This is a genomic window from Streptomyces sp. NPDC048825 (assembly GCF_043198355.1).
Lineage (GTDB): Bacteria > Actinomycetota > Actinomycetes > Streptomycetales > Streptomycetaceae > Streptomyces > Streptomyces xiangluensis.
Map to the genome: position 1 here is coordinate 273,896 of NZ_JBICUR010000004.1, position 25,804 is coordinate 299,699.

General features: G+C 69.6%; 27 protein-coding genes. 16 read left to right on the forward strand and 11 right to left on the reverse strand.

The features are described from left to right. Positions 1 to 350: 350 nt before the first annotated feature. The 7 genes from ACGFNK_RS12640 to ACGFNK_RS12670 all read left to right on the forward strand — a co-directional run bounded on the left by ACGFNK_RS12640 (position 351) and on the right by ACGFNK_RS12670 (position 7,373). Positions 351 to 593 (forward strand): hypothetical protein, encoded by a 243-nt coding sequence (locus ACGFNK_RS12640; protein WP_393414999.1) that lies wholly within the window; start codon positions 351 to 353, stop codon positions 591 to 593. A gap of 6 nt (positions 594 to 599) precedes the next feature. Further along, positions 600 to 1,937: a putative T7SS-secreted protein gene (locus ACGFNK_RS12645; protein WP_393415001.1), complete on the forward strand. Its 1,338-nt coding sequence runs from the start codon at positions 600 to 602 to the stop codon at positions 1,935 to 1,937. Beyond that, positions 1,934 to 2,281 carry a hypothetical protein gene (locus ACGFNK_RS12650; protein ID WP_393415004.1) on the forward strand — a complete coding sequence of 116 codons (348 nt, stop codon included), beginning with the start codon at positions 1,934 to 1,936 and terminating at the stop codon, positions 2,279 to 2,281. Before ACGFNK_RS12645 ends, ACGFNK_RS12650 begins: the two co-directional genes overlap by 4 nt. Positions 2,282 to 2,292: 11 nt before the next feature. Next, the gene (locus tag ACGFNK_RS12655) at positions 2,293 to 2,541 is read left to right on the forward strand and encodes a hypothetical protein (RefSeq protein ID WP_393415007.1); all 249 of its coding nucleotides are present in this window, start codon (positions 2,293 to 2,295) and stop codon (positions 2,539 to 2,541) included. 293 nt (positions 2,542 to 2,834) lie between these two features. Further along, entirely contained in the window at positions 2,835 to 4,079 is a 1,245-nt protein-coding gene (locus tag ACGFNK_RS12660; RefSeq protein WP_393415010.1) for a hypothetical protein, read from the forward strand. Positions 4,080 to 4,140: 61 nt separating this feature from the next. Beyond that, on the forward strand, positions 4,141 to 4,872 hold the full coding sequence (locus ACGFNK_RS12665; RefSeq protein ID WP_386345739.1) for a hypothetical protein: 732 nt from the start codon (positions 4,141 to 4,143) through the stop codon (positions 4,870 to 4,872). Positions 4,873 to 5,462: 590 nt separating this feature from the next. Next, the gene (locus ACGFNK_RS12670) at positions 5,463 to 7,373 is read left to right on the forward strand and encodes an FUSC family protein (protein ID WP_393415013.1); all 1,911 of its coding nucleotides are present in this window, start codon (positions 5,463 to 5,465) and stop codon (positions 7,371 to 7,373) included. A 117-nt stretch (positions 7,374 to 7,490) separates the two neighbouring features. On the opposite strand, the gene ACGFNK_RS12675 is transcribed toward ACGFNK_RS12670, so the two are convergent. Then, a complete protein-coding gene (locus ACGFNK_RS12675) occupies positions 7,491 to 8,444 on the reverse strand; it encodes an endonuclease/exonuclease/phosphatase family protein (protein WP_393415016.1) in 954 nt (317 codons plus the stop codon). 162 nt (positions 8,445 to 8,606) lie between these two features. Here ACGFNK_RS12675 and ACGFNK_RS12680 point away from each other — a divergent pair, with 162 nt between their 5' ends. Both ACGFNK_RS12680 and ACGFNK_RS12685 read left to right on the forward strand, forming a co-directional pair. Continuing rightward, positions 8,607 to 9,968, forward strand: coding sequence for an amidohydrolase (locus ACGFNK_RS12680; protein WP_393415020.1), 1,362 nt, complete (start codon positions 8,607 to 8,609; stop codon positions 9,966 to 9,968). A gap of 244 nt (positions 9,969 to 10,212) precedes the next feature. Continuing rightward, complete coding sequence (locus tag ACGFNK_RS12685) at positions 10,213 to 10,377, forward strand: hypothetical protein (RefSeq protein ID WP_386345732.1); 165 nt, start codon at positions 10,213 to 10,215, stop codon at positions 10,375 to 10,377. Between the two features lie 82 nt (positions 10,378 to 10,459). Here ACGFNK_RS12685 and ACGFNK_RS12690 read toward each other — a convergent pair whose 3' ends face one another. Together ACGFNK_RS12690 and ACGFNK_RS12695 are read right to left on the reverse strand one after the other, a co-directional pair. Continuing rightward, complete coding sequence (locus ACGFNK_RS12690) at positions 10,460 to 10,921, reverse strand: hypothetical protein (protein WP_393415023.1); 462 nt, start codon at positions 10,919 to 10,921, stop codon at positions 10,460 to 10,462. Positions 10,922 to 10,965: 44 nt separating this feature from the next. Then, the gene (locus tag ACGFNK_RS12695; RefSeq protein WP_393415026.1) at positions 10,966 to 11,571 is read right to left on the reverse strand and encodes an ATP-binding protein; all 606 of its coding nucleotides are present in this window, start codon (positions 11,569 to 11,571) and stop codon (positions 10,966 to 10,968) included. A 179-nt stretch (positions 11,572 to 11,750) separates the two neighbouring features. Here ACGFNK_RS12695 and ACGFNK_RS12700 point away from each other — a divergent pair, with 179 nt between their 5' ends. Next, the gene (locus ACGFNK_RS12700; RefSeq protein WP_393415028.1) at positions 11,751 to 12,611 is read left to right on the forward strand and encodes a helix-turn-helix domain-containing protein; all 861 of its coding nucleotides are present in this window, start codon (positions 11,751 to 11,753) and stop codon (positions 12,609 to 12,611) included. Continuing rightward, positions 12,612 to 12,875 carry a DUF397 domain-containing protein gene (locus ACGFNK_RS12705; RefSeq protein WP_386345727.1) on the forward strand — a complete coding sequence of 88 codons (264 nt, stop codon included), beginning with the start codon at positions 12,612 to 12,614 and terminating at the stop codon, positions 12,873 to 12,875. 181 nt (positions 12,876 to 13,056) lie between these two features. Here the strand turns inward: ACGFNK_RS12705 and ACGFNK_RS12710 are convergent, their stop codons facing one another. After that, complete coding sequence (locus ACGFNK_RS12710) at positions 13,057 to 14,544, reverse strand: PLP-dependent aminotransferase family protein (protein WP_393415031.1); 1,488 nt, start codon at positions 14,542 to 14,544, stop codon at positions 13,057 to 13,059. 86 nt (positions 14,545 to 14,630) lie between these two features. Here ACGFNK_RS12710 and ACGFNK_RS12715 point away from each other — a divergent pair, with 86 nt between their 5' ends. Further along, the gene (locus ACGFNK_RS12715; protein ID WP_393415558.1) at positions 14,631 to 15,149 is read left to right on the forward strand and encodes a carboxymuconolactone decarboxylase family protein; all 519 of its coding nucleotides are present in this window, start codon (positions 14,631 to 14,633) and stop codon (positions 15,147 to 15,149) included. Between the two features lie 22 nt (positions 15,150 to 15,171). Here the strand turns inward: ACGFNK_RS12715 and ACGFNK_RS12720 are convergent, their stop codons facing one another. Further along, entirely contained in the window at positions 15,172 to 16,659 is a 1,488-nt protein-coding gene (locus ACGFNK_RS12720) for a glutamate synthase subunit beta (protein WP_393415033.1), read from the reverse strand. 195 nt (positions 16,660 to 16,854) lie between these two features. Beyond that, entirely contained in the window at positions 16,855 to 17,334 is a 480-nt protein-coding gene (locus ACGFNK_RS12725; RefSeq protein WP_388677663.1) for a DUF1772 domain-containing protein, read from the reverse strand. A 187-nt stretch (positions 17,335 to 17,521) separates the two neighbouring features. Between ACGFNK_RS12725 and ACGFNK_RS12730 the strand changes: the two genes are divergently transcribed. Both ACGFNK_RS12730 and ACGFNK_RS12735 read left to right on the forward strand, forming a co-directional pair. Continuing rightward, positions 17,522 to 18,154 carry a uridine kinase gene (locus ACGFNK_RS12730; protein WP_393415035.1) on the forward strand — a complete coding sequence of 211 codons (633 nt, stop codon included), beginning with the start codon at positions 17,522 to 17,524 and terminating at the stop codon, positions 18,152 to 18,154. Between the two features lie 256 nt (positions 18,155 to 18,410). Then, positions 18,411 to 18,839 (forward strand): CBS domain-containing protein, encoded by a 429-nt coding sequence (locus ACGFNK_RS12735; RefSeq protein WP_393415038.1) that lies wholly within the window; start codon positions 18,411 to 18,413, stop codon positions 18,837 to 18,839. A gap of 91 nt (positions 18,840 to 18,930) precedes the next feature. Here ACGFNK_RS12735 and ACGFNK_RS12740 read toward each other — a convergent pair whose 3' ends face one another. Continuing rightward, on the reverse strand, positions 18,931 to 20,058 hold the full coding sequence (locus ACGFNK_RS12740; protein ID WP_386345716.1) for a magnesium and cobalt transport protein CorA: 1,128 nt from the start codon (positions 20,056 to 20,058) through the stop codon (positions 18,931 to 18,933). Positions 20,059 to 20,260: 202 nt separating this feature from the next. Here ACGFNK_RS12740 and ACGFNK_RS12745 point away from each other — a divergent pair, with 202 nt between their 5' ends. Beyond that, a complete protein-coding gene (locus tag ACGFNK_RS12745) occupies positions 20,261 to 21,055 on the forward strand; it encodes a methyltransferase domain-containing protein (RefSeq protein ID WP_393415042.1) in 795 nt (264 codons plus the stop codon). Between the two features lie 52 nt (positions 21,056 to 21,107). Here ACGFNK_RS12745 and ACGFNK_RS12750 read toward each other — a convergent pair whose 3' ends face one another. Both ACGFNK_RS12750 and ACGFNK_RS12755 read right to left on the reverse strand, forming a co-directional pair. After that, the gene (locus ACGFNK_RS12750) at positions 21,108 to 22,079 is read right to left on the reverse strand and encodes a carbohydrate kinase family protein (RefSeq protein WP_393415045.1); all 972 of its coding nucleotides are present in this window, start codon (positions 22,077 to 22,079) and stop codon (positions 21,108 to 21,110) included. A gap of 56 nt (positions 22,080 to 22,135) precedes the next feature. After that, positions 22,136 to 23,038: a pseudouridine-5'-phosphate glycosidase gene (locus ACGFNK_RS12755; protein ID WP_393415048.1), complete on the reverse strand. Its 903-nt coding sequence runs from the start codon at positions 23,036 to 23,038 to the stop codon at positions 22,136 to 22,138. A 100-nt stretch (positions 23,039 to 23,138) separates the two neighbouring features. Between ACGFNK_RS12755 and ACGFNK_RS12760 the strand changes: the two genes are divergently transcribed. Continuing rightward, entirely contained in the window at positions 23,139 to 23,567 is a 429-nt protein-coding gene (locus tag ACGFNK_RS12760; protein WP_393415051.1) for a VOC family protein, read from the forward strand. A 188-nt stretch (positions 23,568 to 23,755) separates the two neighbouring features. Here ACGFNK_RS12760 and ACGFNK_RS12765 read toward each other — a convergent pair whose 3' ends face one another. Both ACGFNK_RS12765 and ACGFNK_RS12770 read right to left on the reverse strand, forming a co-directional pair. Next, complete coding sequence (locus ACGFNK_RS12765; protein ID WP_393415054.1) at positions 23,756 to 25,081, reverse strand: MFS transporter; 1,326 nt, start codon at positions 25,079 to 25,081, stop codon at positions 23,756 to 23,758. 102 nt (positions 25,082 to 25,183) lie between these two features. Beyond that, entirely contained in the window at positions 25,184 to 25,738 is a 555-nt protein-coding gene (locus ACGFNK_RS12770; RefSeq protein WP_393415057.1) for a methylated-DNA--[protein]-cysteine S-methyltransferase, read from the reverse strand. Positions 25,739 to 25,804 lie beyond the last annotated feature (66 nt).

Here is a 25,804-nt window from a genome sequence, read left to right on the forward strand (position 1 = left end):
GTGCCCGCAATGTCAACGCAGTTGGCACGCGCGCACCCGTACAGTCTTGATCACTCTCGGCCTGTCCGTGGCAGACTTGGCTCGGGCGCGAACATGTGCTCGGGCAATGCCGCAGTCGAACGGGGGCGGTCTCAGTGTCATGGGACGAGGAGTGGGCTCAGCTCAAGGCTGATGCGCTGGCGCGTCAACAGCAGTCGACTCACATGCAGCTGAACCAGTTGCCTGCCGACGTCGGGGGATCCTCCAGCGGTCCGGGGGGCTACGGAAACGGATACTCCGTCAACGCGGCATCCGTCGACGGAAGTTCGCATCTGCTCATCGAGATTGCAGGAGTTCTGTATGAAGGGCGGATGGACGCAGAAAACGCGACGAACTGCCGTGTTCCCCGCTCCCACGCCGACGTGGCCGCGAAAGTCGACACCTTCGCCCGCTACGCCAAGGACCAGTACGACGACGCGGTCGTGCTGCTCGCGGCGCTGGCCGGCCATCTGAAGTCCGCGAACAACACGTACGCCCAGTACGACCAGCGCGTCCGCGATCAGTTGCGATCGGTCCTCGTGAGCGGGAGCTACATCGAAGCCAAGGACCGGTGATCCACCGTGGCCTACCGCGAGGACGTCGAGTTCCTCGAGGACTCGAACCCGGCGCTCATCGAGCGCAGCGCGGCGGAGTTCACCCGCCTGCGCAAGCTGATCGACACCACCGACGACGCCTTCCGCAAGGCGGGCAAGGTGGACTGGCAGAGCGAAGGCCGTGACCTGTACGTCAAACGTCTGGGCGAGGCCAAGGAACTCACCGACGCCCTGGCCGATGCCTTCCACACGGCGGGGAAGGCGCTCTCGTCGTACGCGGACGCCGTCACCACGGCCAAGAGCCACTTCGAGAGCGGACAACAGACCGAGAGCAAGCTCACCGAGGTGATGTCCCGGGAGGCCACCGCCATCACCCCCACCGCGCGAGCCGCGGAGCCTCTGCGCCAGTGGGAGGACCTGCGGGGCACCACGGGCGTATTGGACTGGTTCGCCGAGGTGAGCGTCGACCTGGACGCCATCCGTGAGGACGCTGAGCGCTACTACAACCAGACCAAGGGCCACTACAGCGATGCCCTGCGCGTGGAGTCCGAGGCACGCGAGAAGTGCATCGCCGACGTCCAGGCCGCGTACCGCTCCCTGCCCGACTTCCGCAGCCCGATCGGCGACCCCGGCCAGCTCCTGAAGGACCTGGGCCCGCTGCGCGCCGAGGCGCGGCAGGCCGGCGGCAACCCCTACGCCCAGCTTCCGGGCTCCGGCCCCAAGGTGGACGCCTTCCCCACGCTGGGCGACCACGTCGTGATCTCCGAGCCCCTGTACCGCATCAAGATGCGCGTCGACGGCCTGCCCGAGGGCCAGGGGAACAACTACTGGCTGCCGTCGACCTCGGACGAGGACCGCCGCGCGTACATATCGGCCAACAAGGAACTCATCAATGCCGCAGCCCGGGACTCCGGGCTGCCGCCCGAGATGGTCGCCGGCATCGCCTGGCAGGAGGTCGCGGGCGACCCCAGCGTCATGGATGACTTGGCGTACGAGGGCCGCCAAGTGCTCCCCGGTGCGGAGGACCCCGACCGGACCTCGGTGGGCCCCATGTCGATCCAGATCCGCCGTGCTGCTGAGGTCCTCGGGTACGACCCGCACAACCTCACCGACATGCAGCGGGACGCCGTCGTGGAAGCGACGAAGGACCCGGCCCAGAACGTCTTCATCGCATCCGAGTACCTGGCTCAGCTCAAGGCGGAGAGCGGCTTCGCGGATGTACCACCCGACCAGATGACCCGCGCCCAGATGCAGGAGTTGGCCGCCCGCTACAACGGCGGCCCGTACTACGAGAGCGACGCAGCCCAAGCGTATGGTCGGGGCTTCGATCAGAAACTGGACAACGCCAAGGAGGCCATGCGGTGAGCAGCCCCGCCCACCACACGACACCCCAGGCAGCCACAGGCCGGGGCCCGGGCGCCCGCATGGGCTCCGCTGTCTGCGGGATCGTCCTCGCTCTGCCGCATCTGGTGGCGGTCTACTTCATGCTTCTCGCTTACCTGGCCGACCCCGCCGGCCCTTGGGACAGCGAGACCGTCGCCCACTCCGACTTCGCTTCCGGTCTCGTCCTGGTCGTCTCGGCCATCACGGCCCTGCTGACCTGGCTGTTCGTCAAGGCCACGTGGCTACGCAAGTGGTGGTACGCCATCCCCGCGGTCCTGCTCATCGCCGCGCTGCTGCGGCTGACGGTGCTCGCGCCGGAGATCTGATTGGGCCTTCTGTGGCGAACGCGGGCACCCACGGCCGCGTACCGGGCCGCGACTTCGGAGTGTCCCTCTCCCTGATCCCCGGCAGCCTCCGCATCGAGGTAACCGACACCCGCACCGAACTCCGCCCACAGGGCCCCGCCGAAGTGAAGCCTCCAGAGCCCCTCGCCGACTCCGGCCGCGGCCTCCTCCGCGACGAAGCCCCGGCATATGGCCGGGACTTCGACCGGAAACTGAACGATGCGAGGGAGGCCCTGAGTTGAGCTCCACCCCGGCGTGCCGCCCCCGATGACTGGGTCGGCGCGGCCGCGCCCAGCACGGCATTCGCCTGCTGAAGAGCAGATGCGCAGAGGCAGCGGTGCAGAAAAGGTGAAGGCAGGCAACCTTGCGGCTGCCCGACTGATCTAGACGCACATGCACAAGGTCATGTCTCGTCGCACCAGGATGCCCATCCGGCAAAAGCACGATTCGGGTGGCTCCGGACCAGGAGCCGGAACGTATGCTCTGCGGCCTCCGGCCGGGGACTGGGGGTGAGTATGAGGTGGGGAACACGTACGTGAACACGCGCGCGGTCAAGATCAACGTGGCGATCGCTGTGGTCCTGCTTCTGGTCGTTGCCGTGGTGGCCTTACGTGCCACAAGCGACTCTGGCGTGACCCGGAACAGCGACTCCGACATGACCTGGAACTACGACGAGGCATTCGACCAGAGGGCCAACGGCTCGACCGTGCTGTCCGACGTGATGGCGACCGCCGCCGACGACATCTGGGCGGCGGGCCAGTCCACCCCCAACATCGGCAGACCAGGAGACGAGTCGGCCGACGACGGCTTCCTCATGCACTACGACGGCACCGACTGGGAGCGCCGCCCCATGCCGGCGTCGTTCGGTACCAGCGTCTACGACGCGCGCTTCGACGCTGTGGACTCCGGTGGACTCCTGCTGACGGCGGGCCTGGACCTGAACTCCCTGCGGATGGCTCACTGGGACGGCACCCGCTGGACGGCGCTGCCCAAGCTCCCCGGCGACCCCAGGGCCGCCGACATAAAGGCCCTCGCTCCGGACGACATCTGGGTCCTCGACGGCCGGACCGTGGCGTACCACTGGGACGGCACCCGATGGACTGGCATGGACCTGCCCACCGACGTCACCGGACTCGACGGTGTCGCGTCCGACGACCTGTGGGCGGTCGGCAGCCGCTACGGGAAGGGGGACGCGGGCCCGGGGTTGCCGGGTGGCCAGCCCGCCGCCGTGCACTGGGACGGCCGTGCCTGGAAGCTCGTACCGACACCGGAGTACCACTACAAGGTCTCGGCCCCCGAGCAAACGGCGCTCCTCACCGAGGTCGTCCTCGCTGACGGCGACGTACACGCCTACGGAGAGCTCACCTCCGTCAGCGAGGACGACGAACCCGACCCACCGACGGAGAACATCCACCTGCGCTGGAACGGCACCCGCTGGACCAAGCTGCCGAACACCAAGGGAGCATGCGCCGATCGCGGCCAGGCGGTCCGCGACGGTGACCGCGGGGAGGTCATCAGCGCCCGCTGGTACCGCACCGCGGACGGCAGTTGCGAACGAATCATGGATCCAAAGCCACCGAGCAGCTACGGCATCAAGGGAAAGGCATGGTTTCAGCTGAACGCCATCACAGCGGTCCCGGGTACCGACAAGATCCTCGGAGTCGGCTCCGTGGCATCGGCGAGCAGCGATCCCGCGTACAAGGTCATCATCGTCAGCTTGAAGCGCTCAGTCCTTCACCTCACGTCCATCGCCGACCAGACGCGCGAGCCAGACCGCTGACCTGGCCGCGGACCGAATAACCCTTCGGAAAACCCCGGTTGCCACTGCTACCGTCTCCGACGTGGCGAAACTCAATCAGATCATCGCAGTCGAGAAGGGCGTCAAGGCCAAGTCGCACCAGGACCTGACGGCTGCTCACCATGGGCTGCAGAAGCCTGCCCTGCTGGCCGGTATCTCGCGTACGTATCAGCCGAAGGACGAGGAGGGTGAGCAGTTGCCGCCCGAGTCGACTCGGGTGCAGGTGCAGGCCGAGGACGTGCTGCGGGACACCGCGGCCACCCTTACGCGGCTGTTCGATGTGACCGCCACCAAGGACTGGGCCAACTGCACGGCCAGGGCGGACATCACCGTTGAGGGGCGGGTGCTCATCGCCGAGGTGCCGGTGTCCTATCTGCTGTTTCTGGAGAAGCAGCTCACCGATCTCAACGCCTTTGTGCGGAAGCTGCCGGTGCTCGACGCCTCCGAGTCGTGGGTGCAGGACCCGTCCACCGACGCCTGGAAGACCGAGCCGGTCCGGACGCTTCGTACGAAGAAGGTGCCTCGGAACCATGTGAAGGCCGAAGCCACCGAGAAGCATCCTGCGCAGGTCGAGGTGTACTACGAGGACATACCGGTCGGGTACTGGACGACCGTCAAGTTCTCGGGTGCCCTTCCTGCCCGGCGTGTGAACGAACTGCTGGACCGGGTCGAGAAGTTGCAGCAGGCCGTCAAGTTCGCCCGGGAAGAGGCGAACGGCGTCGACGTCGTCGACCAGCGGGTCGGTGACGCCGTGTTCGGCTACCTGTTCGGGTAGCCTCGGAAACTCCCCGGCCACCAGCTACCTCGGCCGGGGTGCGCGAGGAGCGCAAAGCTGAAGCTGAGGCTTGTCGTGACTGCGCGGTTCCCGATGAGGAACCGCGATCAATCTCAGACTATTGCTCCAGACTCAGTATTCGCCGCCGATCGCCGGATCGACCGGGCCCAGGCCCCGGACGTCGAAATGCCGGTTCAAGTCCGGCCCGCACAGCTCGATGTGCGGTGGTCCAAAGGCAGGACGCGGCGACTTCACACTGACCTGGGTCCTCAAGCGTGCCGGCGTGCGACATGGGCGGCATCACAGGGCTCGGGGGCCGGCTACGCCCCCGGGTCCGCTCCTTTTTGCACGCGCACTGCGCCTACCCTCTGGTTCGCGCACGTCGCCTGCACCCCGGGGCCAGTGCCCGCTCCAACAGCCGTAGACCGGGATTGCGTTCATAAAGAACGCGGCCTGCCCGTCATCCGTCACCTCGCTGAAATGCGAGAGTTGCATTTGCTCCAGGTTCGCGACCTACCGTGGGCACCACACCACCGCCCGGCCGACGTCGCCCGAAGGCACACCCCCGCCCTCGTACTGACAGGAGCCCCGTGTCCCGCCCCGCCCTTGCTCTGCCTCCCTGGCTCGCCCACGCCCTGCGCGCCCAGCGAGGGCCCGTGCCGTGGAGCGCGGTCGTACGAGGGGCGCTGGCTGCCGGGCCGTTGCTGCTCGTGGCCGTTCTCGTCGATCGGCCCTCCATCGGAGTCGTGGCCGCCCTCGGTGCCATGCTCGCCGGGACCAATGACCGGCCCGGGAGTCGACGGGCCTCCATCAAGCGGCTCGGGGTGCCGGCGCTCGCCGGGGCCGCAGGGCTGTTCATCGGGGCGTATCTGGGGGAGCAGGCCGGAGCGGTGCTGCTGACCTTGGTGCTGACCGGGCTCGGGCTGGTGGGCGGGGCTGTCAGTGCCGTGGGGCCGGTGGCTTCCGGAGCCGGGACGCAGTTGCTGGTCGCGGCTGCCGTGGGGGCCGGGATGCCGTTGCCCGAAGCAGGGTGGCAGCGCGCCCTGTTCTTCCTCGCGGGCGCGCTCTGGCTCCTTGTGCTGCGGCTTGTGCTGCCGACGCCCCAGGCCCTGGTCAGTGACTTCCGCTTCGACGGGGAGCGGGAAGCCGTCGCCTCCGTGTACGAGGCCGTCGCCGCGCTGCTCGCTGCCGTGGGTGGTGAGCAGGCCATGGCCCGGCGTGCCGCGCTGACCGCCGCGCTCGATCACGCGCAGGACGCCCTCGCGGGGCCGCGGCTGCGGCGGTACGCCAGTTCCGCAGCCGAGCGGCGGTTGCGGGCGCAGTACGCCGCCGCGCTGCCCCTCGCCGAGGCTGCGACCGCGCTCGCCTGGTCCGGGGACGCCCTGCCCGCGCGCGCCGCGGACGGTCCGCGACGGCTCGCCGTGGCCGTACGGACGGGAGAGGCCTGTGGGCCGCTGCCCGCACCCGCCCGTTCCGTACCGGGGCTGCGGGCCCTCGACGACGCTCTGCTGCACGCGGCCGAGGCCTTCGACCGGGGCGGCAGGAAGAGTGCACCCAAGGGTTCCAGCGGCCCCATCGACCTCGGCGCCCAGCAGACCGCGCGCCATGGTCTGCATCTACGTCCCGTCCGCGCCAAGGCCCTCCTGCGCACGGTCACCGGCGCCGGAGGCCGCGAGTACGGGCTCCGGGTGGCGCTGAGCTTCGGCGCGAGTGCCGCCGTCGCGCAGGCGCTGCACCATGTGCACTGGTACTGGCTCCCGGCCACCGCAGTCTTCCTCGTCAAGCCCGATCTCGGGCCGCTCGTCTCACGTGTGCTGTGCCGGGCCGCGGGGACTGTGCTCGGCGCCGTCCTGTTCGCCGGATTCGCGGCGGTGCTTCCCGCGCCGGAAGGGCTCGTGGTGCTCGTGGCCGTCAGCGGGGCGCTGATCCCGGTCGCCATTCGGCACTTCGCCGCCCAGACCGCCGTCATCACCGTGCTGGTGCTCTCGCTCGTCATGGTCGGCGGCGAACCGCAGGCCTCCTGGAGCCGGATCGGCGAGACGCTGCTGGCCTGCGCGATCGTGCTGCTCGTCGGGCATCTGCCGGCGCCGGGGCAGCGCGGCGGGAACGTACGTGCCCGCCTTGGGCGGGCGACCGACGCGGCGCACGCGTATCTGGCGCAGGTGCTGAGCGGGGCCGACGACCGGGCGGCACGCTGGGCCCTGCGCCGCGAGGCCTACCGGACGCTGGCCGAGGCCCGTGCCGCGATCGACCGCGCCTCCGCCGAACTCCCCACCCTGGCACGGCACACGGAAGGCACCGACGAGGTGGCGGCCACGCTCGAACGCCTCGTGGACACGACCACCGCATGCGCCGTCCACCTCGACGACACGGGACAGCTCACCCCTCAGCACACCGAACGTCTCGCCACCCTGCTCGACGAACTCGTCGAGCAGCGGGAGCGTGCGGGGCTCACTTCGGAGGACGACCGGTCGGCGAACGCTCTGAATCTGAGCGCCTGATCAGTTCGTACGACCCGACTCATCTCGTACGGGCCTGACCGACTGCCTGCTGATTCCGGTACGGAGGGAACGCCACGTGATCCGAGGAAGCGCGAGGAAGCCTTCACACCCGTGGCCTCACACCCGTATTCGCGCCCACACCGGAGCATGATCCGACCCCGCCTCGTCCCGGCGCGCACTCGGATCATCGCCCACCGACGCCAGCGTGGTGACCTCCTGGGCCGGAGCCCCGGTCCCCGCACCGGTCACATGGTCGAGGAGGAGGCGGCTGACCAGTATGTGGTCGATCAGCTCAGGGCGGCCGGCGTGCACTCGGGAGAATCGTTGCTTCTCGTCGATGAGAGGGGCGATGTTCCACAGGCGGGACGCGTCGCCCTTGTCGGGGCGTTCGAAGCCGGGGGTCTTGATCTCGGAACCCGGCGGGCCCTGGAGGATCTGGGTCGTGGCGGCGGCGACCTCGTCGTTCAGGTCGCCGACAACGGCCACGTTGCGCTCTCTGCCCTTGCCGTCGAGGAACTCGTCGGCGAGCGCGCGCAGCGTCGTGGCCTCGGCGGCCCGCCGATAGAGGGCGTACGCGCCATAGCGCGCCCGCTCGCCCTCGTCCCGCGGCTGGAACCGTCCGCCCGGATACGTCAGCAGCTTCGACTTCAAGTGGCACACCGCCACCGTCAGGGTCATCGCCCCCATGGCAACCTCCACCGCCAGGAAACCGCGGCCCGCACGATCCACCGGCTCGCCGTCGTCGTCACCCTGCACGGGCCGCAGCGGAGTGGGGAAGGCGTTCGTGTCGGCCCGTACCCGCAGTGCGGGGCGGCTGAGGAAGCCGACCCTGATGCCGCGGCCGTCCGGGTGCTCCGAGAGCGCGATGTGCCAGTCGCCCTCCAGCATGTCGGCCAGATCCCGCAGCGCCGCCGGGTCGCCGACCTCCTGCACACCGAGCAGTGTGGGGTCCAGGTCCGTGATCATCGAGGACAGAGCGGTGAGCTTCGCCTTGTACGCGGCCTCGTTCCTCGGTCCGAACCGGCCGCCGGGCCGATACAGATTCTCCAGATTCCAGGTGCCGAGAAGCATGCGGGCTCCTTCCGGGGAGCACTGCCGGTCGAGACGTGACGGGGTTCGACGACGGGGCTTCGGTGACGCCAGAGTGCGCGCCGAACCCTTGCGGCGACAGGGCGAGGACCGGATGCACGGTTCACGTCACCCGGTCGTACGACCCCGTCGTACCGTGGCGTGATGACATCGCCCGACGCGAAGAACGCCGCCGATCTCATCATCACCGGATGCACCGCCCTCGTGCACGACGATCATGAACAGATCGACTTCGTCGAGGACGCCACCATCGTCGTACGGGACGGGCTCATCGAGACCGTGACGACCGACGACTTGGCTGACACCCCCGCGGCCGAACGCATCGACGCGCGCGGCCAGATCGCTATGCCCGGCCTGGTCAACTGCCATACGCACGCACCGATGGTCGCGCTGCGCGGCATCGCCGAGGACCTGCCTCTCGAGGAGTGGTTCAACGACGTCATCTGGCCCATCGAGTCCAACCTCACCGACAAGGACGTGGAGTTGGGCGCCGGGCTCGCCTGCGCCGAGATGATCCGGGGCGGTGTCACCTGCTTCGCCGACCACTACTTCTCCATGGACACCGTCGCCGCCGTGGTGGCCGGCTGCGGGATGCGCGCCAATCTCGGAGAGGCCTACTTCTCCTCGCAGGGGGCCGAAGGGCGCGAGCGGTCACTGGACTTCGCGCTACGACAGCGAGGCGGAGCCGACGGCCGCATCACCACCTCGCTCGCCCCACACGCCCCGTACACCGTGGACGACGCCGACCTCGCCGCCACCGCTCAACTCGCCGGCGAGCACGAACTGTTGGTGCACATCCACGCTGCCGAGAACCGCGACCAGACCGACACCAGCCTGGCCCGGCACGGCCGCACACCGATCGAGATCCTTCAGGGAGCCGGGCTCCTCGACGTCGGCCTGCTCATCGCTCACGGCACGGGCATCGTGGAGCGCGACCTGCCCGTCCTCGCCGGCGCCACGGGACGCGTGGCCGTGGCCAGCGCGCCGCGCGGCTACCTCAAGTTCGCCTGGCCCACCACCACGCCGGTACGCGCCCTGCGGCAACTCGGCATCCCCGTCGGGCTCGGCACGGACGGTGCCGCCTCGAACAGTTCCCTGGATGTATGGGACGCAATGGCCCTCACCGCGCTGGTGCAGAAGTCGACGGAGGGTGACCCGCGCTGGCTCACCGCGCGGCAGGCCCTGCATCACGCGACGCTGCAGAGTGCGCGGGCGGTCGGACTCGGGGAGTCCGTCGGCAGCCTTGCCCCGGGGCGAAAGGCCGACATCATCCTCGTCGACCTCTCCGGGCCGCACACCCAGCCTGTGCACGACCTTCCCGCCGCACTTGTGCACAGCGCCCGCTCCAGTGACGTACGCACGACGATCGTCGACGGGCGGGTCCTCATGCGCGACCGGGAGCTGCTGACGCTCGATGTGGCGGGGATCGTGGATCAGCTGGGGGAACGGGTGCCGTCGCTGATCGACCGGAGCCATGGCAGGAAGATCCAGGACTACGACGCCTGAGGGCGCCGGGCGGGCGTGAGGCGGGGAGCACGGGGCGGGTGTGAAAAGGATCCGATATCACTAGGAGTAGGAAGACTGACACGAAACGTCACGAAAGCTGAGAGATCACTCACACTGAGGCAGTAACCGAGTGTCAGCTACGTCTCAGTACGGTTACTCAGCGATCCGTTTCCCTCATCGTTGGCGTTTATTAACTCTAGGAGAACAGCGCTTCTACGGGAGCAGCGCTACATGGAGGTGCAAGGTGAACGGGCGAACGGTGCTTGGGCGCTTTCCGGCTGGTGGGCCTCGGGGTTCTTGGCCGGCGGAGGAGTTCGCGCAGGCTTGCCGCCTGGAGGGGCAGCAGGCCGAGGTCGTTATGGACCTGACCTCCGATGCCTTCCTGGTGGTCGTGGACCGCGCCGAGTGAGTGGGCGGGGGAGTCGCAAATTGATGCAGCCACTCGCCCCTGAAGGGCGCACCTGGCCCGGCGGTTGTCCGCCGGGCCATGATCAGGCTCGGACAGCCTTCGACCACACCGGCGTCGTCCCCGTGACCCGGCACAGCGCCAGGTACAGCGGGATCGGCGGTGTGTACGGAAGCTTGCCGTCCGGCTTGTGGATCAGGTCTGGGAGGGGGAGTGCGGGCGTGCCCGGGATTACCGCTCCCGTCGCGTAGTGCGCGGGTGAAGGCCACTCCAGGGAGACGTCGGAGTCGGCCGGGAGCAGCCACCACCACTGGGAAGCGTCGGCGTATACGCAGCCGACGCGAGGTAGCCGGGACATCAGCGGGGGGCCGAATCGCGCGGGCATCGCCACCGCGTCGCAGCCGAGTGGCGCCTGCATACCCTCCGGGACGGTGAGGCGGCGCAGCGCCCCCGCCCCGGACGGCGCCCGTAGCGAATGACGCAGACGAACCAGTGTGTCCAGGTGAAGCACCCCAGGCACACCGGCCGACGTAGCCCTCACACCCATTCAGCCCCGTCCGTTCTCAAGTTTTCGAACGTCTTCGAAACGATTCAGAACCAGTGCCCTGCCGAAGGGCCGTCCGCCCCGGTCAAGGCGGAGCCGGTTCGCGAGGAGCCGGCTGGGGCCGGCCGGCTCCTCGCACTCCAGCCCAGGTCCGACCGCGGCTCGGCGCCGTTGTTCGCCGAGCGCGGCAGGTCCGCCCAGACCAGCAGTCCGGGTCCGGAATCCTGGGCGCCCCAGGCGCTGCACACCGCAGCGACGAGAAGCAGTCCCCTCCCGTGCTCCTCCTCGGGGCGCTGTGGCGAAGGGTGGGGCTCACCCGTCGCGCACCCCTCGTCGCGTACGGCTATTCGCAACTGGTCGTCGCCGTCGTGCAGTTCGCACACCACCTGGCGGCTCGCCGTGTGCACGACCGCGTTGGTGACCAGCTCGGAGACGACCAACTCCGCCATGTCGCAGATGTCCTCGCAGACGGCCCACCCCGAAAGCCGGGCGCGCGTCAGGCGCCTGGCCTGCGAGGCGGAACCCGGATGCGCGGCCAGCTCGAAACGGAACCGGCGCTCGGCAGCCGCATCGGCGGCGCCGAGACCGAACCGGCTCCCGGCGGCATCTGCGGCGTCTGCTCTTAACGACGAAGGCGGAGTCACGCTTGCCACTATCTCCCCGCCGTGAACACTTGGCAAGAGTCACTCTGAAAATTGCAGAGTGCAGTGTTCTATGCGGAGAGGGCCATGGCACACTGCATCGCAACAGCACGTGACGCGGCGTCTGTTGGGTACTCGCCGGGTACCCACCGGGCGCCGCCCGGGCTGTTCAGGACTATGTGGAGGTGGACGTGAGCGAGCCGCGGTCCGCGCCGACGGTCGGTCAGGTCGTCCTCGGACGGCGACTGCTGGACCTGCGGGAGCGCGCGGGGCTCAAGCGCGAGGAGGCGGCACGCATACTGCGCGTCACGGCCGCCACCGTCCGCCGCATGGAGATGGCCGAGGTCGCCCTCAAGATCCCGTACCTTCAGCTCCTGTTGAAGGCGTACGGCGTCTCCGACGAAGAGGCCGACGCCTTCGTCATGCTCGCCGAGGAGGCCAACCAGCCAGGCTGGTGGCAGCGGTTCCACGACATCCTGCCGGGCTGGTTCTCCATGTACGTCAGCCTGGAGGGCGCGGCCAACCTCATCCGCAGTTACGAACCCCACTTCGTGCCCGGCCTGATGCAGACCGAGGAGTACGCCTATGGCGTTATGGAGTCCGGCGCCATCGGCCAGACGAGACCCGAGGACATAGAGCGACATGTGGCGCTGCGTATGCAACGCCAGGAGCTGCTCACACGTGAGGACGCGCCACGCTTCTGGGTCGTGATGGACGAGACGGCCCTGCGCCGGCCCGTCGGCGGCCCCGAGATGATGCGCGCCCAGATCGACAAGCTGCTCGAGGTCACGAAACTGCCGAACGTGACGCTGCAGATCGCCCCGTTCTCCTCGGGGCCGCACGCGGGCACGTACGGGCCCTTCGTGCTCTTCCGATTTGCCGTGCCCGAACTGCCGGACATGGTCTACAGCGAGTACTTGACCGGCGCCGTCTACCTGGACGCGCGTGCCGAGGTGGCCACTCATCTCGAGGTCATGGACCGCATGGCGGCGCAGGCCGCCACAGCACATCGCACGAACGAGATCTTGCTGGATCTCCGCAAGGAGCTGTGAATGACTCGCATCAAGTCCCGGGTTCACAACGGGCGCATCTACAACGGCATGCCCGCACGGGAGTTGGGCAGCGAAGGCTGGCACAAGCCCTGGAGCGGGGGCAACGGCGGCAACTGCCTGGAGGCGATGAAGCTCGCCGACGGCCGTATCGCGGTCCGTCAGTCGGCGGATCCGGACGGACCCGCCCTCATCTACACTCCCGGCGAGATGACGGCGTTCATTCAGGGGGCCAAGGCGGGGGAGGCGGACTTCCTGCTGTCCTGAGGCCCTTGTTCACCAACTCCGTTGTCAGTTGTCCATTATTCGTTGTCCTTTGAGTCCCCTATCAAGGTGTAGAACTGCTCGATCGACGGCGGCCCGACCGCGAGGGTGCGGCGGGCCGCCGCACAGCGGTGGGCCGGTTGTCGCCGACGCGACTCTTCGGCCACCTGCCCGATGTGGCCACTTACCCGGGCGGCAGCGCCGCGCACAACGCCTCCAGCGCGGCCCCGTACGCATGCTCCGGAGGCGTCGCATAGCCGACGACCAGCCCGTCCGGTCCGTCCGGTCCGCCCGGCCCAACGGGCGCCGAGACGGCTGCCTCCGGGTGCCGGAACTCGGCGAGCCCGTCCAGGGCCAGTCCCTGCCAGTGGGCGGCTCTGACGGCGGCTTGCTCGCTTCCGGGCGGCAGCCGTAGCACCGCGTGGAGCCCGGCCGCGATCCCGGTGACCTCGATGTGCGGTGCGTGGGCGGCGAGCGCGACGACGAGACGGTCCCGTCGCGTCCGGTACCGCTGCCGCATGCGCCGCACATGACGGTCGTACGCCCCGGAGACGATGAAGTCCGCGAGCGTCAGCTGGTCGAGGACGCTCACCCACGCCTCACGCTCGCCCTTCGCCTCCAGTACGGCATCGACGTATCGCTCCGGAAGGACCATCCAGCCCAGCCGGAGCGCTGGCGACAGGCTCTTGCTGACCGAGCCGATGTGGACGACCCGCTCCGGGTCCAGACCCTGAACTGCGCCCACGGGCTTGCGGTCGTAGCGGAACTCCCCGTCGTAGTCGTCCTCCAGAATCACCCCGCCACGCGCGCGTGCCCAGTCGATCACGGCGGCGCGGCGCGAGGGATGCAGGGGCCCACCGGTCGGGAACTGGTGTGCCGGCGTGAGCAGTACAGCCCGCTCCTTGCCCAACTCCTCGACCTGGGCGCCGTCTTCGTCGAGGGGCAGCGGGAGCGTCCGTACGCCTGCCGCTGCCAGCAACTCGCGGTGGAAGGGCAACCCGTACGCCTCGACGGCCAGCGGGCCCTGGAGCACCCCGCCTCCGGCGCCGCCGAAGAGGAGCCGCAGCGCGTGTGCGAAACCGGAGCAGATCACAATGCGGCCCGGCTCGGTGCGTACGCCACGCGCGCGTGCCAGGTACTCCGTGAGCGCCTCCCGTAGTTCGCGACGGCCGGCAGGGTCTCCCGGCCCGAACGCTTCGTTGGGCGCCTGCTGCAAGGCCCGCCGATACGAGGCGAGCCAGGCCGTACGCGGGAACACCGACACGTCCGGAGTGCCCTGCCGCAAGTCGTGTCGTGGTCCACGCACGCGTGGAGGTGCCTTCTTGGGCGTGCGCGCGGCACGTTGCAGGGGTTCGGCGCTCCCCCACTGCCTTAAGGGCGTGGGCGGTACCCCCATGGCGACCAGGGTTCCCGAGCCCTGGCGCGCGGTCAGCCAGCCCTCGGCGACGAGTTCGGCGTAGGCGTCGGCGACCGTGTTGCGGGCCACGCCGAGATCGGCGGCCAGTGAGCGGTACGGGGGCAGGCGGGTGCCCGGGGCGAGACGGCCGCTTCGCACGGCCTCGCGCAGGGCGCGGATGAGAGTGGCGCGACGACCTCTCTGGCCCGACAGCTCCAGTTCCAGATGCAGATCGGCGCCGATGCGCTCCGCCAAATTGACCCACGATTCCGCCATGAAAATGAACCCTACAGAGGGTCTTTCCGAGCCGTAGTTTCGTGGTCATGACGACGAACACGACGAACGCGATGAACGAGACGGACATGGTGAACACGGCGAGCACGGCGAGCACGGCGAATGCGACGAAGGCGGTGAACGGGGACGCGGTGTCCAAAAACGTTCGCCTCGACTTCGCGAAGTCCGCCCGGAAGGCTTTCCGGGCCCTCATCGGCTTCGACGCCGCCGCCCGCGAGGGGCTCGACCCGGCCCTCGTCGAGCTGATCCAGATCCGCGCCTCGCACCTCAACCACTGCGCGTACTGCCTCCACATGCACACCAACGACGCGCGCAGGGCGGGCGAGAGCGAGGACCGGCTGCACATGGTCGCGGTGTGGCGCGAGGCCCGGCACTTCTTCACGGAGCGGGAACAGGCGGCGCTCGCGCTGACGGAGGCGGTGACGCTGGTGGCCGACCGCGGTGTCCCGGACGACGTCTACGCGCGGGCCGCCGCCCAGTTCGACGAGCAGGAACTCGCCCAGGTCCTGGCACTGATCTTCGCGATCAACACCTGGAACCGGATCGCCCTGTCGACAGCAAAGGTGGCGGGCACGGACGAACGCTGACGCGGGTGTCCCTGGTGTTGTCTCACACCGTCATCGGCCGGTCGTACGGCCCTATCGGCGCCGGAAGCCGTGAACTCCCCGTCAGTTGACGGTCGACCGCCGCCGCCACCGCTCGGCCCTCCGCGATGGCCCACACGATCAGGGACTGGCCGCGCGCGGCGTCCCCGGCGGCGTACACGCCGGGGACGTTGGTCGCGAAGTCGGCGTCGCGGGTGATCGTGCCACGGGGGTCGAGACCGAGGCCGAGCTGGTCGACCAGGCCGTCGGAGCGGTCGGGGCCCGAGAAACCGAGGGCGAGCAGGACGAGGTCGGCGGGGAGTCGGCGTCCAGTGCCGGGGACGGGCCGGCGCTCGGCGTCGACCTCGACCAGGTGCAGCGCGCGTACATGCCCGTTCGCATCGCCGGTGAAGCGGAGCGTGGACGCCGCGAAGAGCCGCGCGTCGGCGTCCGCCGAGGGCGCCGTCCGCAGCTCGCGGGCCTCCTCATGCGCGGCCGACAGCCGGTAGATCTTCGGGTACGTCGGCCAAGGCTCGGTGTCCTCGTCGCGTTCCGTGCCCGGCTGCGTATAGATGTCGAGCTGGGTCACGGACGCGGCGCCCTCGCGTATCGCCGTGCCCAGGCAGTCGGCCCCTGTGTCGCCGCCGCCGACGATCACGACATGCTTGCCGGCCGCGGACAGAGGGGAGGCCTTCATGTCCCCCTCGCACACCCGGTTGGCCAACGGCAGATACTCCATCGCCTGGTGTATGCCATCCAACTGGCGCCCCGGTACGGGGAGTTCACGCCAGGCCGTGGCGCCCACGGTGAGCACGACGGCGTCGTAACGGGTCCGTAGCCCGGCGGCATCGATGTCCCGGCCGACGGCGGTCGACGTCCGGAACTTGGTTCCCTCTGCCCGCATCTGCTCGAGCCGCCGCTCCAGATGCCGCTTCTCCATCTTGAACTCGGGTATCCCGTACCGCATCAGCCCGCCGAGCCGGTCGTCCCGCTCGTACACGGCGACGGTGTGCCCGGCCCGCGTCAACTGCTGCGCCGCGGCAAGGCCGGCAGGTCCCGAGCCGATCACCGCGACCGTACGCCCCGAGAGCCGGTCCGGCGGTCGCGGCGGCGCGAAGCCCTCCTCCCAGGCCCGGTCGGCGATCGCGACCTCGACGTTCTTGATGGTGACCGCGGGCTGGTTGATCGCCAGCACACAGCCCGCCTCGCAGGGCGCGGGGCACAACCGGCCGGTGAACTCGGGGAAGTTGTTCGTGGCGTGCAGGCGATCGCTCGCCGCGCGCCAGTCGTCGCGCGAGACCAGGTCGTTCCAGTCGGGGATCAGATTGCCGAGCGGACAGGCCTCGTGGCAGAAGGGGATTCCGCAGTCCATGCAGCGGTCGGCCTGCGTGCGGATGATGGGCAGCAGCGCGCCGGGAACGTACACCTCGTCCCAGTCACGGGCCCGTTCCTCGACGGGGCGGCGCGGCCAGTCCTTGCGGGAGGCGTTGAGGAAACCCTTGGGATCGGCCATGGCCGTCTTCCCTTACATACGCGAACGGGGCCCGTACGGCTTCCGGCCTCCGGGGCGGCGGGCCGGGTCCGGAGGGCGGAGTGCGCAGGGCCTTGCGGCAGACTCTTTCCGCCACGATACGTCGCCCGCGGCGCGTACGCCTCAGTGCGTGCGCCGGCGCACGCACCTCTGCCTCAGCGCCTCTGCCTCAGCGCCTCAGGCGAGTGCCAGCACGTACGAGATCGCCGCGGCGGCGGACGCGATCATGCGGACGTGGTTCCACGTCGTCCACTCGCTCACATACGAGCGCCAGTACGCGGCGGCCTCCCGGGTCCCCGGATCCATCGTGGCCAACTTCTCGTTGCGCGGGACATTCGCGACCATCGTGACCCCGAAGCAGCCGAACAGATACAGCGCACTGCCGAGCAGCAACTCCACCGTGCCCTCGTCCGGCCACAGCACGAACGTGACCACCGCGAGCACCGCGCACAGTACGGCCGACCCGACGAACACGGCCATGAAGGCCGGCGTCAACGCCGTCACATTGATCGACTTCATCGCGGCAACGCCCTGTGCCGGCGGCAGCGCGGCAAGCCCTCTCATCACAAACGTCGAGAACGCGCAGAAGACTCCGGCCACCAGCCCCGTGCCGAGCACACCCAGCACCGTCAGCACGAAGTACGGTCCATCGATCATGACAACTCCCGTATGTTGAAAGATCCTGCCTGCCACTCCCTGTCACCACAAGTGAAGTCCGGCACGACCAGGGTCACCATCGCCGAGTGACTCGGGGGCATACGCGAAGCGCTCGGCCCTGTCAGGGGCGCGGGGCTGTATCGATGTGCGGCTCCGTCGCGAATCGCCCGCGCGGCATGATGGCCCTGTGCGACTCGAAGCGATCACTTGGGAACGGCTCGGCGACCTCCTCGCCGAGCGGTTGCTCGACCTGAAGCCGGACGACGGCAGCCCCTGGCCGCGCATCGCCTTCGACGGAGCCCCGGCCGCCCACCCCGGCGATCTCGCCGAACGCGTGGCCGAAGCCTTGCGCCTGCGCGGCCGGCCCGCCCTCGTCGTCGCCACGGAGGGCTTCGTGCGCCCCGCGTCGCTCCGGTTCGAGCACGGCCACCGGGACGTCGAGGCGTACTACGACGGCTGGTTCGACACGGGCGCCCTGTGGCGCGAGGTCTTCGGCCCGCTGGATCCCGGCGGCGACGGCCGCGTCCTGCCCGACCTCTGGGACCCCATCGCCGACCGCGCCACCCGCAGCCCTCACGTCCAACTCCCGCCCGGCGCCCTACTGTTGCTGCACGGCCCGCTGCTACTGCGACACTGGTTCCCGTTCGACTTCACCGTCCACATACGCCTCTCTCCGAGCGCCCTGCGCCGACGCACCCCCGAAAGCGAGCACTGGACGCTTCCCGCGTACGAGCGCTACGAGAGCGAGGCGGCTCCGGGCGACACAGCCGACGTCCTGGTGCGCGCGGACGACCCACGACACCCGGCATGGAACGGCTGACCTCGGCGAGTGGCTCTGGGCAACCTCGGTATCGACCCCCCAGCGGAGAAGAACGACGAGGTCCTGATGATCACCCGAGTTCTCCCGGAGCGGATCGTGACCTGCTGGGACTGATGCCGGGCGGGGCGTCGGCAGGGTCGCCGTACTCCGGGCCCTTGCGGGTGCGTATCGCCTTGCGCCCGGCGAGAATGTAGGGCGCCGGGACTAGCGGTGCGTCCCCGCGCCGCGCCGGCCCGCCGGCATCGGGAGGTACTTCATGGCCACTGCCGGAGACATCATGCACCGCGGCGCCCAGTGGATCCCCGCCCACGAGACCCTGGACCGCGCCGCCCAGCTGATGCGCGAGCTCAATGTGGGCGCGCTGCCCATCAGCGACGAGAACGAACGGCTTTGCGGCATCCTCACGGACCGCGACATCGTGGTGGGCTGCGTGGCCATGGGCCACGACCCGGCACGCGTCACCGCGGGCGAGATGGCCCAGGGCACACCGCGCTGGATCGACGCGAACGCCGATGTCAGCGAAGTGCTCGGCGAAATGCAGGGGCACCAGATCCGCCGCCTTCCTGTCATCGAGAACAAGCGTCTGGTCGGAATGATCAGCGAGGCCGACCTGGCCGCGCATCTGACGGAAGAACAGCTCGCGCACTGGGCCGAGAGCGTCTACGCGAGGACCGCCACACGCTGACGCCGAGATCCCGCGCCACCGAGATCCCGCGCTACCGGGAACCCGCTCTCGTCCGGTCGGCCGTGCCGGACGAGGAGCGTCAGAGCCGGTGTCACAGCCAGCCGTTGCGCTTGAACCCCCGGTACAGAACGAAGCACGCAGTGGCGATCACACCGAGCGTCAAGGGGTAACCCAACCTCCAGTGCAGCTCCGGCATGTGTTCGAAGTTCATGCCGTACACACCGCAGACCATCGTCGGCACGGCGATCAGCGCCGCCCATGCCGTGATTTTCCGCATGTCCTCGTTCTGCGCGACGCTGACCTGCGCGAGGTGCGCCTGCAGAATCGAGTTGAGCAGCTCGTCGAACGCGGCTATCTGCTCGGTCGCCCGCAGCAGATGGTCGGAGACGTCCCGGAAGTACGCCTGTATCTCCGGATCGACCACCCGTATCGGCCGGGTGGCGAGATCCATGAGCGGGCGGCTCAGGGGCGCCACTGCCCGCTTCAGCTCGAGGAGTTCACGCTTGAGCTGGTAGATGCGCCCAGGGTCGGCCCGAGCGCCGCTCTCCGCGAACACATCCGTCTCGACCTGGTCGATGTCCGCCTGCACCGAGTCGATGACGTTCAAATAGTCGTCGACCACATGGTCCGCGATCGCGTGCAGCACCGCGGCCGGTCCCTTGGCGAGCTGCTGGGGATCGGCCTCCAGCTCCTCGCGGAGCGGGCCCAGGGAACCATGCCGGCCGTGCCGCACCGTGATCACGAAGTGGTGGCCGACGAACACCATGATCTCGCCGGTGTTCACCACCTCGCTGGTCGCGGTCAGTTCGGTGTGATCGACGTAGCAGACCGTCTTGAGCACCGCGAACAGCGTCTCGCCGTACCGCTCCAGCTTCGGGCGCTGATGCGCGTCCACCGCGTCTTCGACCGCCAGCGGATGCAGGTCGAAGAGCTCGGCGATGCCCGCGAACTCCACTTCCGTCGGCTCGTGCAGCCCGAGCCAGACGAAACCGTCGTCGGCCTTGCTGACCTGCTCCACCGTCTCGACGAGATCGCGACCGCCGGGCACTCTCGTCCCGTTCTCGTACGCCACGCAGTTCACCACCGCGGAGCCCAGCGGGGACCGGGCCGGGTGACTCAGGTCCACACGGGGACGCCGCCGTGCCAACCGCGCCACCTTGCGAAGGCCGCCGACCCTGTCAAGGCCCGTGACCTTCCGCAGATTCCCTGCCATCGACATCTGGAATCTCCTCGTGGATCTCCTCGCGCCGCACTCTGCGCCTGCAGCGGCCAGTCTGCCAGGCCGCTTCGACGGTGAAGAAAGCCTGTGGGAACGGAACACTCCGATCCAGTGCCCTGGCGTGTGCTCCGGTAGTCCTGATATGTGACCGACGGGAGCGTCACCGGTCACGGATAAGACGGACAACTGGGATGATTCCCCCATGACGCGAACCGACGGGTATCTTCTCGACAACCGACAGACCGAGGCCGGGCAGCGCTTCGATGCCCTCGCCACCCTCTTCGACCCCACGACGTTCCGCCACATCGAGCAGTTCGGCATCGGATCCGGCTGGCGCTGCTGGGAGGTCGGCGTGGGCGGCACATCCGTGGTGTCCTGGCTGGCCAAGAAGGTCGGCCCCACCGGACGGGTCGTCGCGACCGACATCGACACCTCGTGGGCGGCCTCGGCCACCCGGGCGCCGGTCGAGGTGCGAGTGCACGACGTGGGCGTGGACGAGCCGCCGGGCGAGGGCTTCGACCTGGTGCACGCCCGGCTCGTACTGTCCCATGTGCCGCAGAGGGAACGGGCGTTGCAGTCGATGATCAGAGCCTTGCGGGCCGGCGGACGGCTTCTGGTCGAGGACGCCGACCCCTCACTGCAACCGCTGCTCTGGCCCGACGAACGCGGCACCGAGCAGCAGCTGGCCAGCCGGCTGCGCCACGCCTTCCGCCAGTTGCTCGCCGAACGCGGCGCCGATCTCGCGTACGGCCGTCGGCTTCCGCGGCTGCTTCGCGAGGCCGGACTGCGACAGGTGGAGGCGGACGCGTACTTCCCGATCACCTCGCCCGCCTGCGCCGCCCTGGAATCCGCGACGGTCCACCAGGTCCGCGACCAGCTCGTCGAGGCGGGCCAAGTCACTGCCCAGGACATCGACCGCCACCTGGCGAATGTGGCGGCAGGCGCCATGGACCTGGCCACGGCACCGCTGATCTCGGCGTGGGGGCGCAAGCCGTAGTTCCGGAGCGGGAGTTGGCGGGAGAGTGGCCACCATGTGCCCCTTCGGCCCGTTACGGGACCGTCCTCGGCCCGTCCATCCCCCTCTGAGGCCTCCCGCCCACCCGCTCCACCGCGAGCGCCCCCGCTCGACACCCCTGTGCTGCCGCTTCCCCGGGCCGGCTGCCCGAGAGCAGGGCGGCCAGGAAGGCGCCGGTGAACGCGTCCCCGGCTCCCGTCGTGTCCACGGGAGCCGCGGGCGTCGCCGGGACGAGATCCCGTACGGTGCCCGACTCGGCCACCAGAGCCCCGGCGCCGCCATGCTTGACCACCACCAGCGGGACGTGGCGGCTCAACTTGGCCGCCGCGTCCGCGGTATCGGGCAGCCCGGTGAGCAGGCAGGCCTCGTCCCGGCTCGGCAGCAGTACGTCGATCCCCTCGGCGAGCGAGAGGAACCTGTCCACGCCCAGTTCCGTGAGGAACCCCGCCGACGCGGGGTCCACACTCACCGGCACACCACGCGCGCGTGCCGACTCCAGAGCCACCGCCGCCAGCGCCCGGCACGACTCGGAGAAGAACAGGTAGCCCGACAGGTGTAGCCACGCGACGCCGTCGAGTAGCGACGGCGACCAGTCGTCGGGGTCGAGCCGCAGGGAGGCGCCGCTGTCCGTGAGGAACGTACGCTCCGCCGAAGCACCCGTGTCCACCAGGCAGATCACCGTCCCCGTCGGCGCCGCAGGATCGACGACCAGGTGAGGACGCACCCCCGAGGCGGTCAGCTCCCTCTCGTGCCACGCGGCGGCGTCGGCGCCCACCCGGCCCAGGAGCCGCACCTCCGCACAGCCCCAATGGGCCGCCCAGCATGCGACGTTGGCGCCCGCGCCGCCCGGCACGGTCCGGATGGCGGCGGCCGTATCGGTGCCGGAGGCGAGCGGTCCGCGGTACTGGGCGACGACGTCCGTGACGACATCGCCGACGACAAGAAGGGCTCCGTCACGAGGTTCACGTCGATACGGGCTCGTCGCGCCCCAGCCCGGCTCCCTCATGCTCCCGCCGGCCCCGACCCCGACCCCGACCCCGACCCCGATTTCGCCCGCCCCGGTCACGCCCCGGCCCAGGCCGCCGCGATCCGCCCCGCAAGCCGTACGTTGCCGCGTACGGCCGCCAGATTGGCGCTCAGCGACGCCCCGTCCGTGTGCCGGACCAGATAGTCGAGCAAGAACGGCGTGACCGCCTGGCCTGTCACGCCCTCCGCCTCGCACGCCTGTAGTGCGTCGGCCAGCACGCGCGCGTGGAGCTCGGGATCGAGCTGCTCCGCCTCGGGCACGGGATTCGCGACGATCAAGGCCGACTCGGGCCCGTCGAGCACGTCCTGTGCGCGCATCACGGCCGCGACCTCGGCGGGTGACTCCAGCGTCCAGTCCACCGGATGCCCCGAGTCGGACAGATAGAAGCCGGGAAAGCGCCCCGTTGCGTACCCGGCGACCGCGACGCCCAGTGTCTCCAGACGCTGCAGGGTCGCCGGCACGTCCAGGATGGACTTCACGCCCGCGCACACCACCGTGATCCGGGTACGCGCAAGAAGGCCCAGGTCGGCGGACTCATCCTGAGTGACCGTCCACTCCCGGTGCACGCCACCGAGGCCGCCCGTCGCGAACACGCGGACGCCTGCCCGCGCGGCCAGCAGTGCCGTCGCGGACACCGTGGTCGCCCCGCTCGCTCGCGTGGCGACGGCGAGTGGCAGATCGCGATGGCCGAGTTTGCGGATGCCGTCCTCGTTCGCGACCCGCTCCAGCTGATCCTTGTCGAGACCCACTTGGGGCTGCCCGTCCAGGACGGCGATCGTCGCGGGAACGGCCCCCTCCTGGCGTACGGCCTCCTCCAGTTCCAGTGCCACCTGGAGGTTGCGTGGGCGCGGCAGCCCATGGGCGATGATCGTGGACTCCAGGGCCACCACCGGCCGGTGCTCAGCGAGCGCCTCCCGTACCTCTTCGGACACCAGCACGCGCGTGCCTCCTGTCTGTCGGCTCTCCCCATCATCCCTGGCGGGCGGCCCGTCCCTCCAAACCCTTGCGGCGGCCGGAAGGGGGCAGCAGCCTGGAGGCATGACGGACAACTCGATACGTCTCGACCACGTCGTCCTCTGGGTGCGCGACCCCGTCGCCTCGGCCGACTTCTACGAGAAGACGCTCGGCATGGAGCCGCTCAGGGTCACCGATTTCGCCGTGGGGACGGTGTCGTTCCCCTCTGTACGCCTCAATGAGGAAACCATCTTCGATCTCGCGCCCCTGCCGCTGGCCGCGCGTATGGACGCCGTCCCCGGGGCGGCGGAAAGCGCCGGCCACCCGGTCAACCATGTATGCCTGTCCCTCCCCGGTGAGGACTTCGACGCGCTCCGCGCTCGTCTCGAGGAGCGGGCCGTCCCTGTCTCGGACTTCTCGTACGACGCGTTCGGCGCGCGCGGAATGGCCAAGCGCAGCTTCTACTTCCGTGACCCGGACGGAAACATCTTCGAGGCACGGCACTACGAGTAGCTCTCAGGTTCACGAGTAGCTCTCGGGCAGGGAAAGGGGTGTCCACGCGTGGCGTGGACACCCCTTTTTGAACGTCGGACGAGCGGGGGCCTCAGACGGGCTGTCGCCGTCCCTTCGGCTCCGTGACTTCGGGTGCCGTTGGCTGTGCGCACGGCGGAGTCCGCCGCGTAGTCGCGGACACAGTCCGCTCAGCTGTCGGTGTCGCGAGGTGCTTCGGATTCGCGATGTTCTTCGGATATCGATGATCCCGCCTTGCGCTTGCCCCGGGTGAACAGTGCGAGCGCGCCGAGCGGCAGCAGCAGGCACGCGGCGATGAGGTTGAGCCAGCCGTAGCCCGCCTGCGCGACGATGAGGCCCGCTGCCGCGCCGCCGACGCCCGCCGAGGCGTTCATGGTCAGATCGGACAGCCCCTGTGCGGCGGCGCGCGCGGGCTGGGGCACGGAGTCCGTGAGGAGTGCGGAGCCCGAGACGAGGCCGGCCGACCAGCCGAGGCCCAGCAGAAAGAGCCCGGCGGCACTCTGCCAGTGACTGCCGCCCGCGGTGCCCGCGAGCAGCGCCGCGCAGGCCAGCAGCCCCACGGCGAGGCCTATCACGGAGAAGCGCCCGAACCGGTCCGACAACCGCCCCATGATCGGCGAGAACGCGTACATGCCCGCGATATGGCCGCTGATGACCAGTCCGATCAGATCGATGCTCGCGCCATGGTGATCGAGGTCGACCGGCGTCATCGACATGACCGAGACCATCGCCGTGTGCGAGACGGCCACCGTCACCAGAGCGAGGCGGGCGCGCGCAGAGGCCCGCACCGCGTCCAGCCCGGCCCGTATGGAGCGCGCCTCGGCGGACTGCTCCTCGACCGGTGCGAGCGCGCGGGCGGTGAGCAGAGGATCGGGCCGCAGCAGCACGGCGACCACGAGCGCCGAGAGGAGGAAGACCCCGGACGCCCACAGGAAGGGGCCCGCCGTCTCCGGTATGCCGAGCCCGGAGACGCTGCGCCCCGCGGGCGCTGCGATGTTGGGGCCGAGGACCGCACCGATGGTGGTGGCCCATACGACGTTCGAGATGGCCCTGGCCCGTCGCTGGGGCTCGGCGAGGTCAGCGGCCGCGAAGCGTGCCTGCAGATTCGCCGAGGAAGCCGCACCGAACGCCGCCATGCCGAGCAACAGCAGCGGGAAGTTGCCGACGGCCGCTGCGATCACGCAGAGGCCCGCGCCCAAGGCACCGATGAGATAGGCCAGGACGAGCCCCGGGCGACGACCGCGCGCGGTCATCAGCGCGGCCAGCGGCATGGAGAGCACCGCCGTCCCCGTGACCGTCGCGGTGGGCGCGAGTCCCGCCAGCGACTCCGTGCCGCTGATGTCCTCGGCCAGTACGACAGCGAGCGCGATGCCCGTGGCGACGCCTAGTCCGCCCAGGATCTGACTGGCGATGAGCACAGCGGACGTACGGCGCTGCAGTGCCGGCAGCCCCTCCGCGTTTACAGCCACGGCGGTCTGCCGCTCGACGGCGCTCATGGTGAACCCGCCGTGCCGGACGCGTGCGCACGCGTGAAGGATGTGGTCACCGGCGCAGTCTCCCCCTTTTTTCCCACCCGGTCTTCCGAACTCGGGACACCCTCAGAACAGCGGCTCCGGCAGCACCCCTTCCAGCGCCAGCAGCTTCCGCTTCGTCTCCAGGCCGCCCCCGAAGCCCCCGATTCCGCCGTCGCTCTCGACGACCCGGTGGCACGGCACGACGACCGGAAGCGGATTGGCGCCCATGGCCATGCCCACGGCCTGCGCCGCGCCCGGCTGACCCACGCGGCCGGCCAAGTCGCCGTACCCCACGACCTTCCCGTACGGAACGCCGGACGCCAGTTCGTGCAGCACCTGGCGGTTGAACCCGGAGATCAGGGACCAGTCCAGCGGCAGCTCGAAGTCGTGCCGGTCACCCGCGAAGTACGCCCGAACCTGGAGTATCGCCTCGGCCAGCAGCGGGGAGTCGGGTGCCTCGACGGGCTCGGCGCCGAGCCGGGACTCCAGCCGGTCCAGAGCCTTGTCGCGCACCGCTTCCGTGGCGTGGAAGACGACGTTGACCAGGCCCTCGTCGGTCGCGGCCAGCAGCAATGGACCGATGTCGCTGTCGACGACGGCCCACACCACCCGCTGCTCGTTCTGCCCATGGCTGTCCATGCGCTCCACCGTACGGCGCACCACTGACAACGCCGGTGGCGCGGACGCATGCGGCGTCCGCGCCAC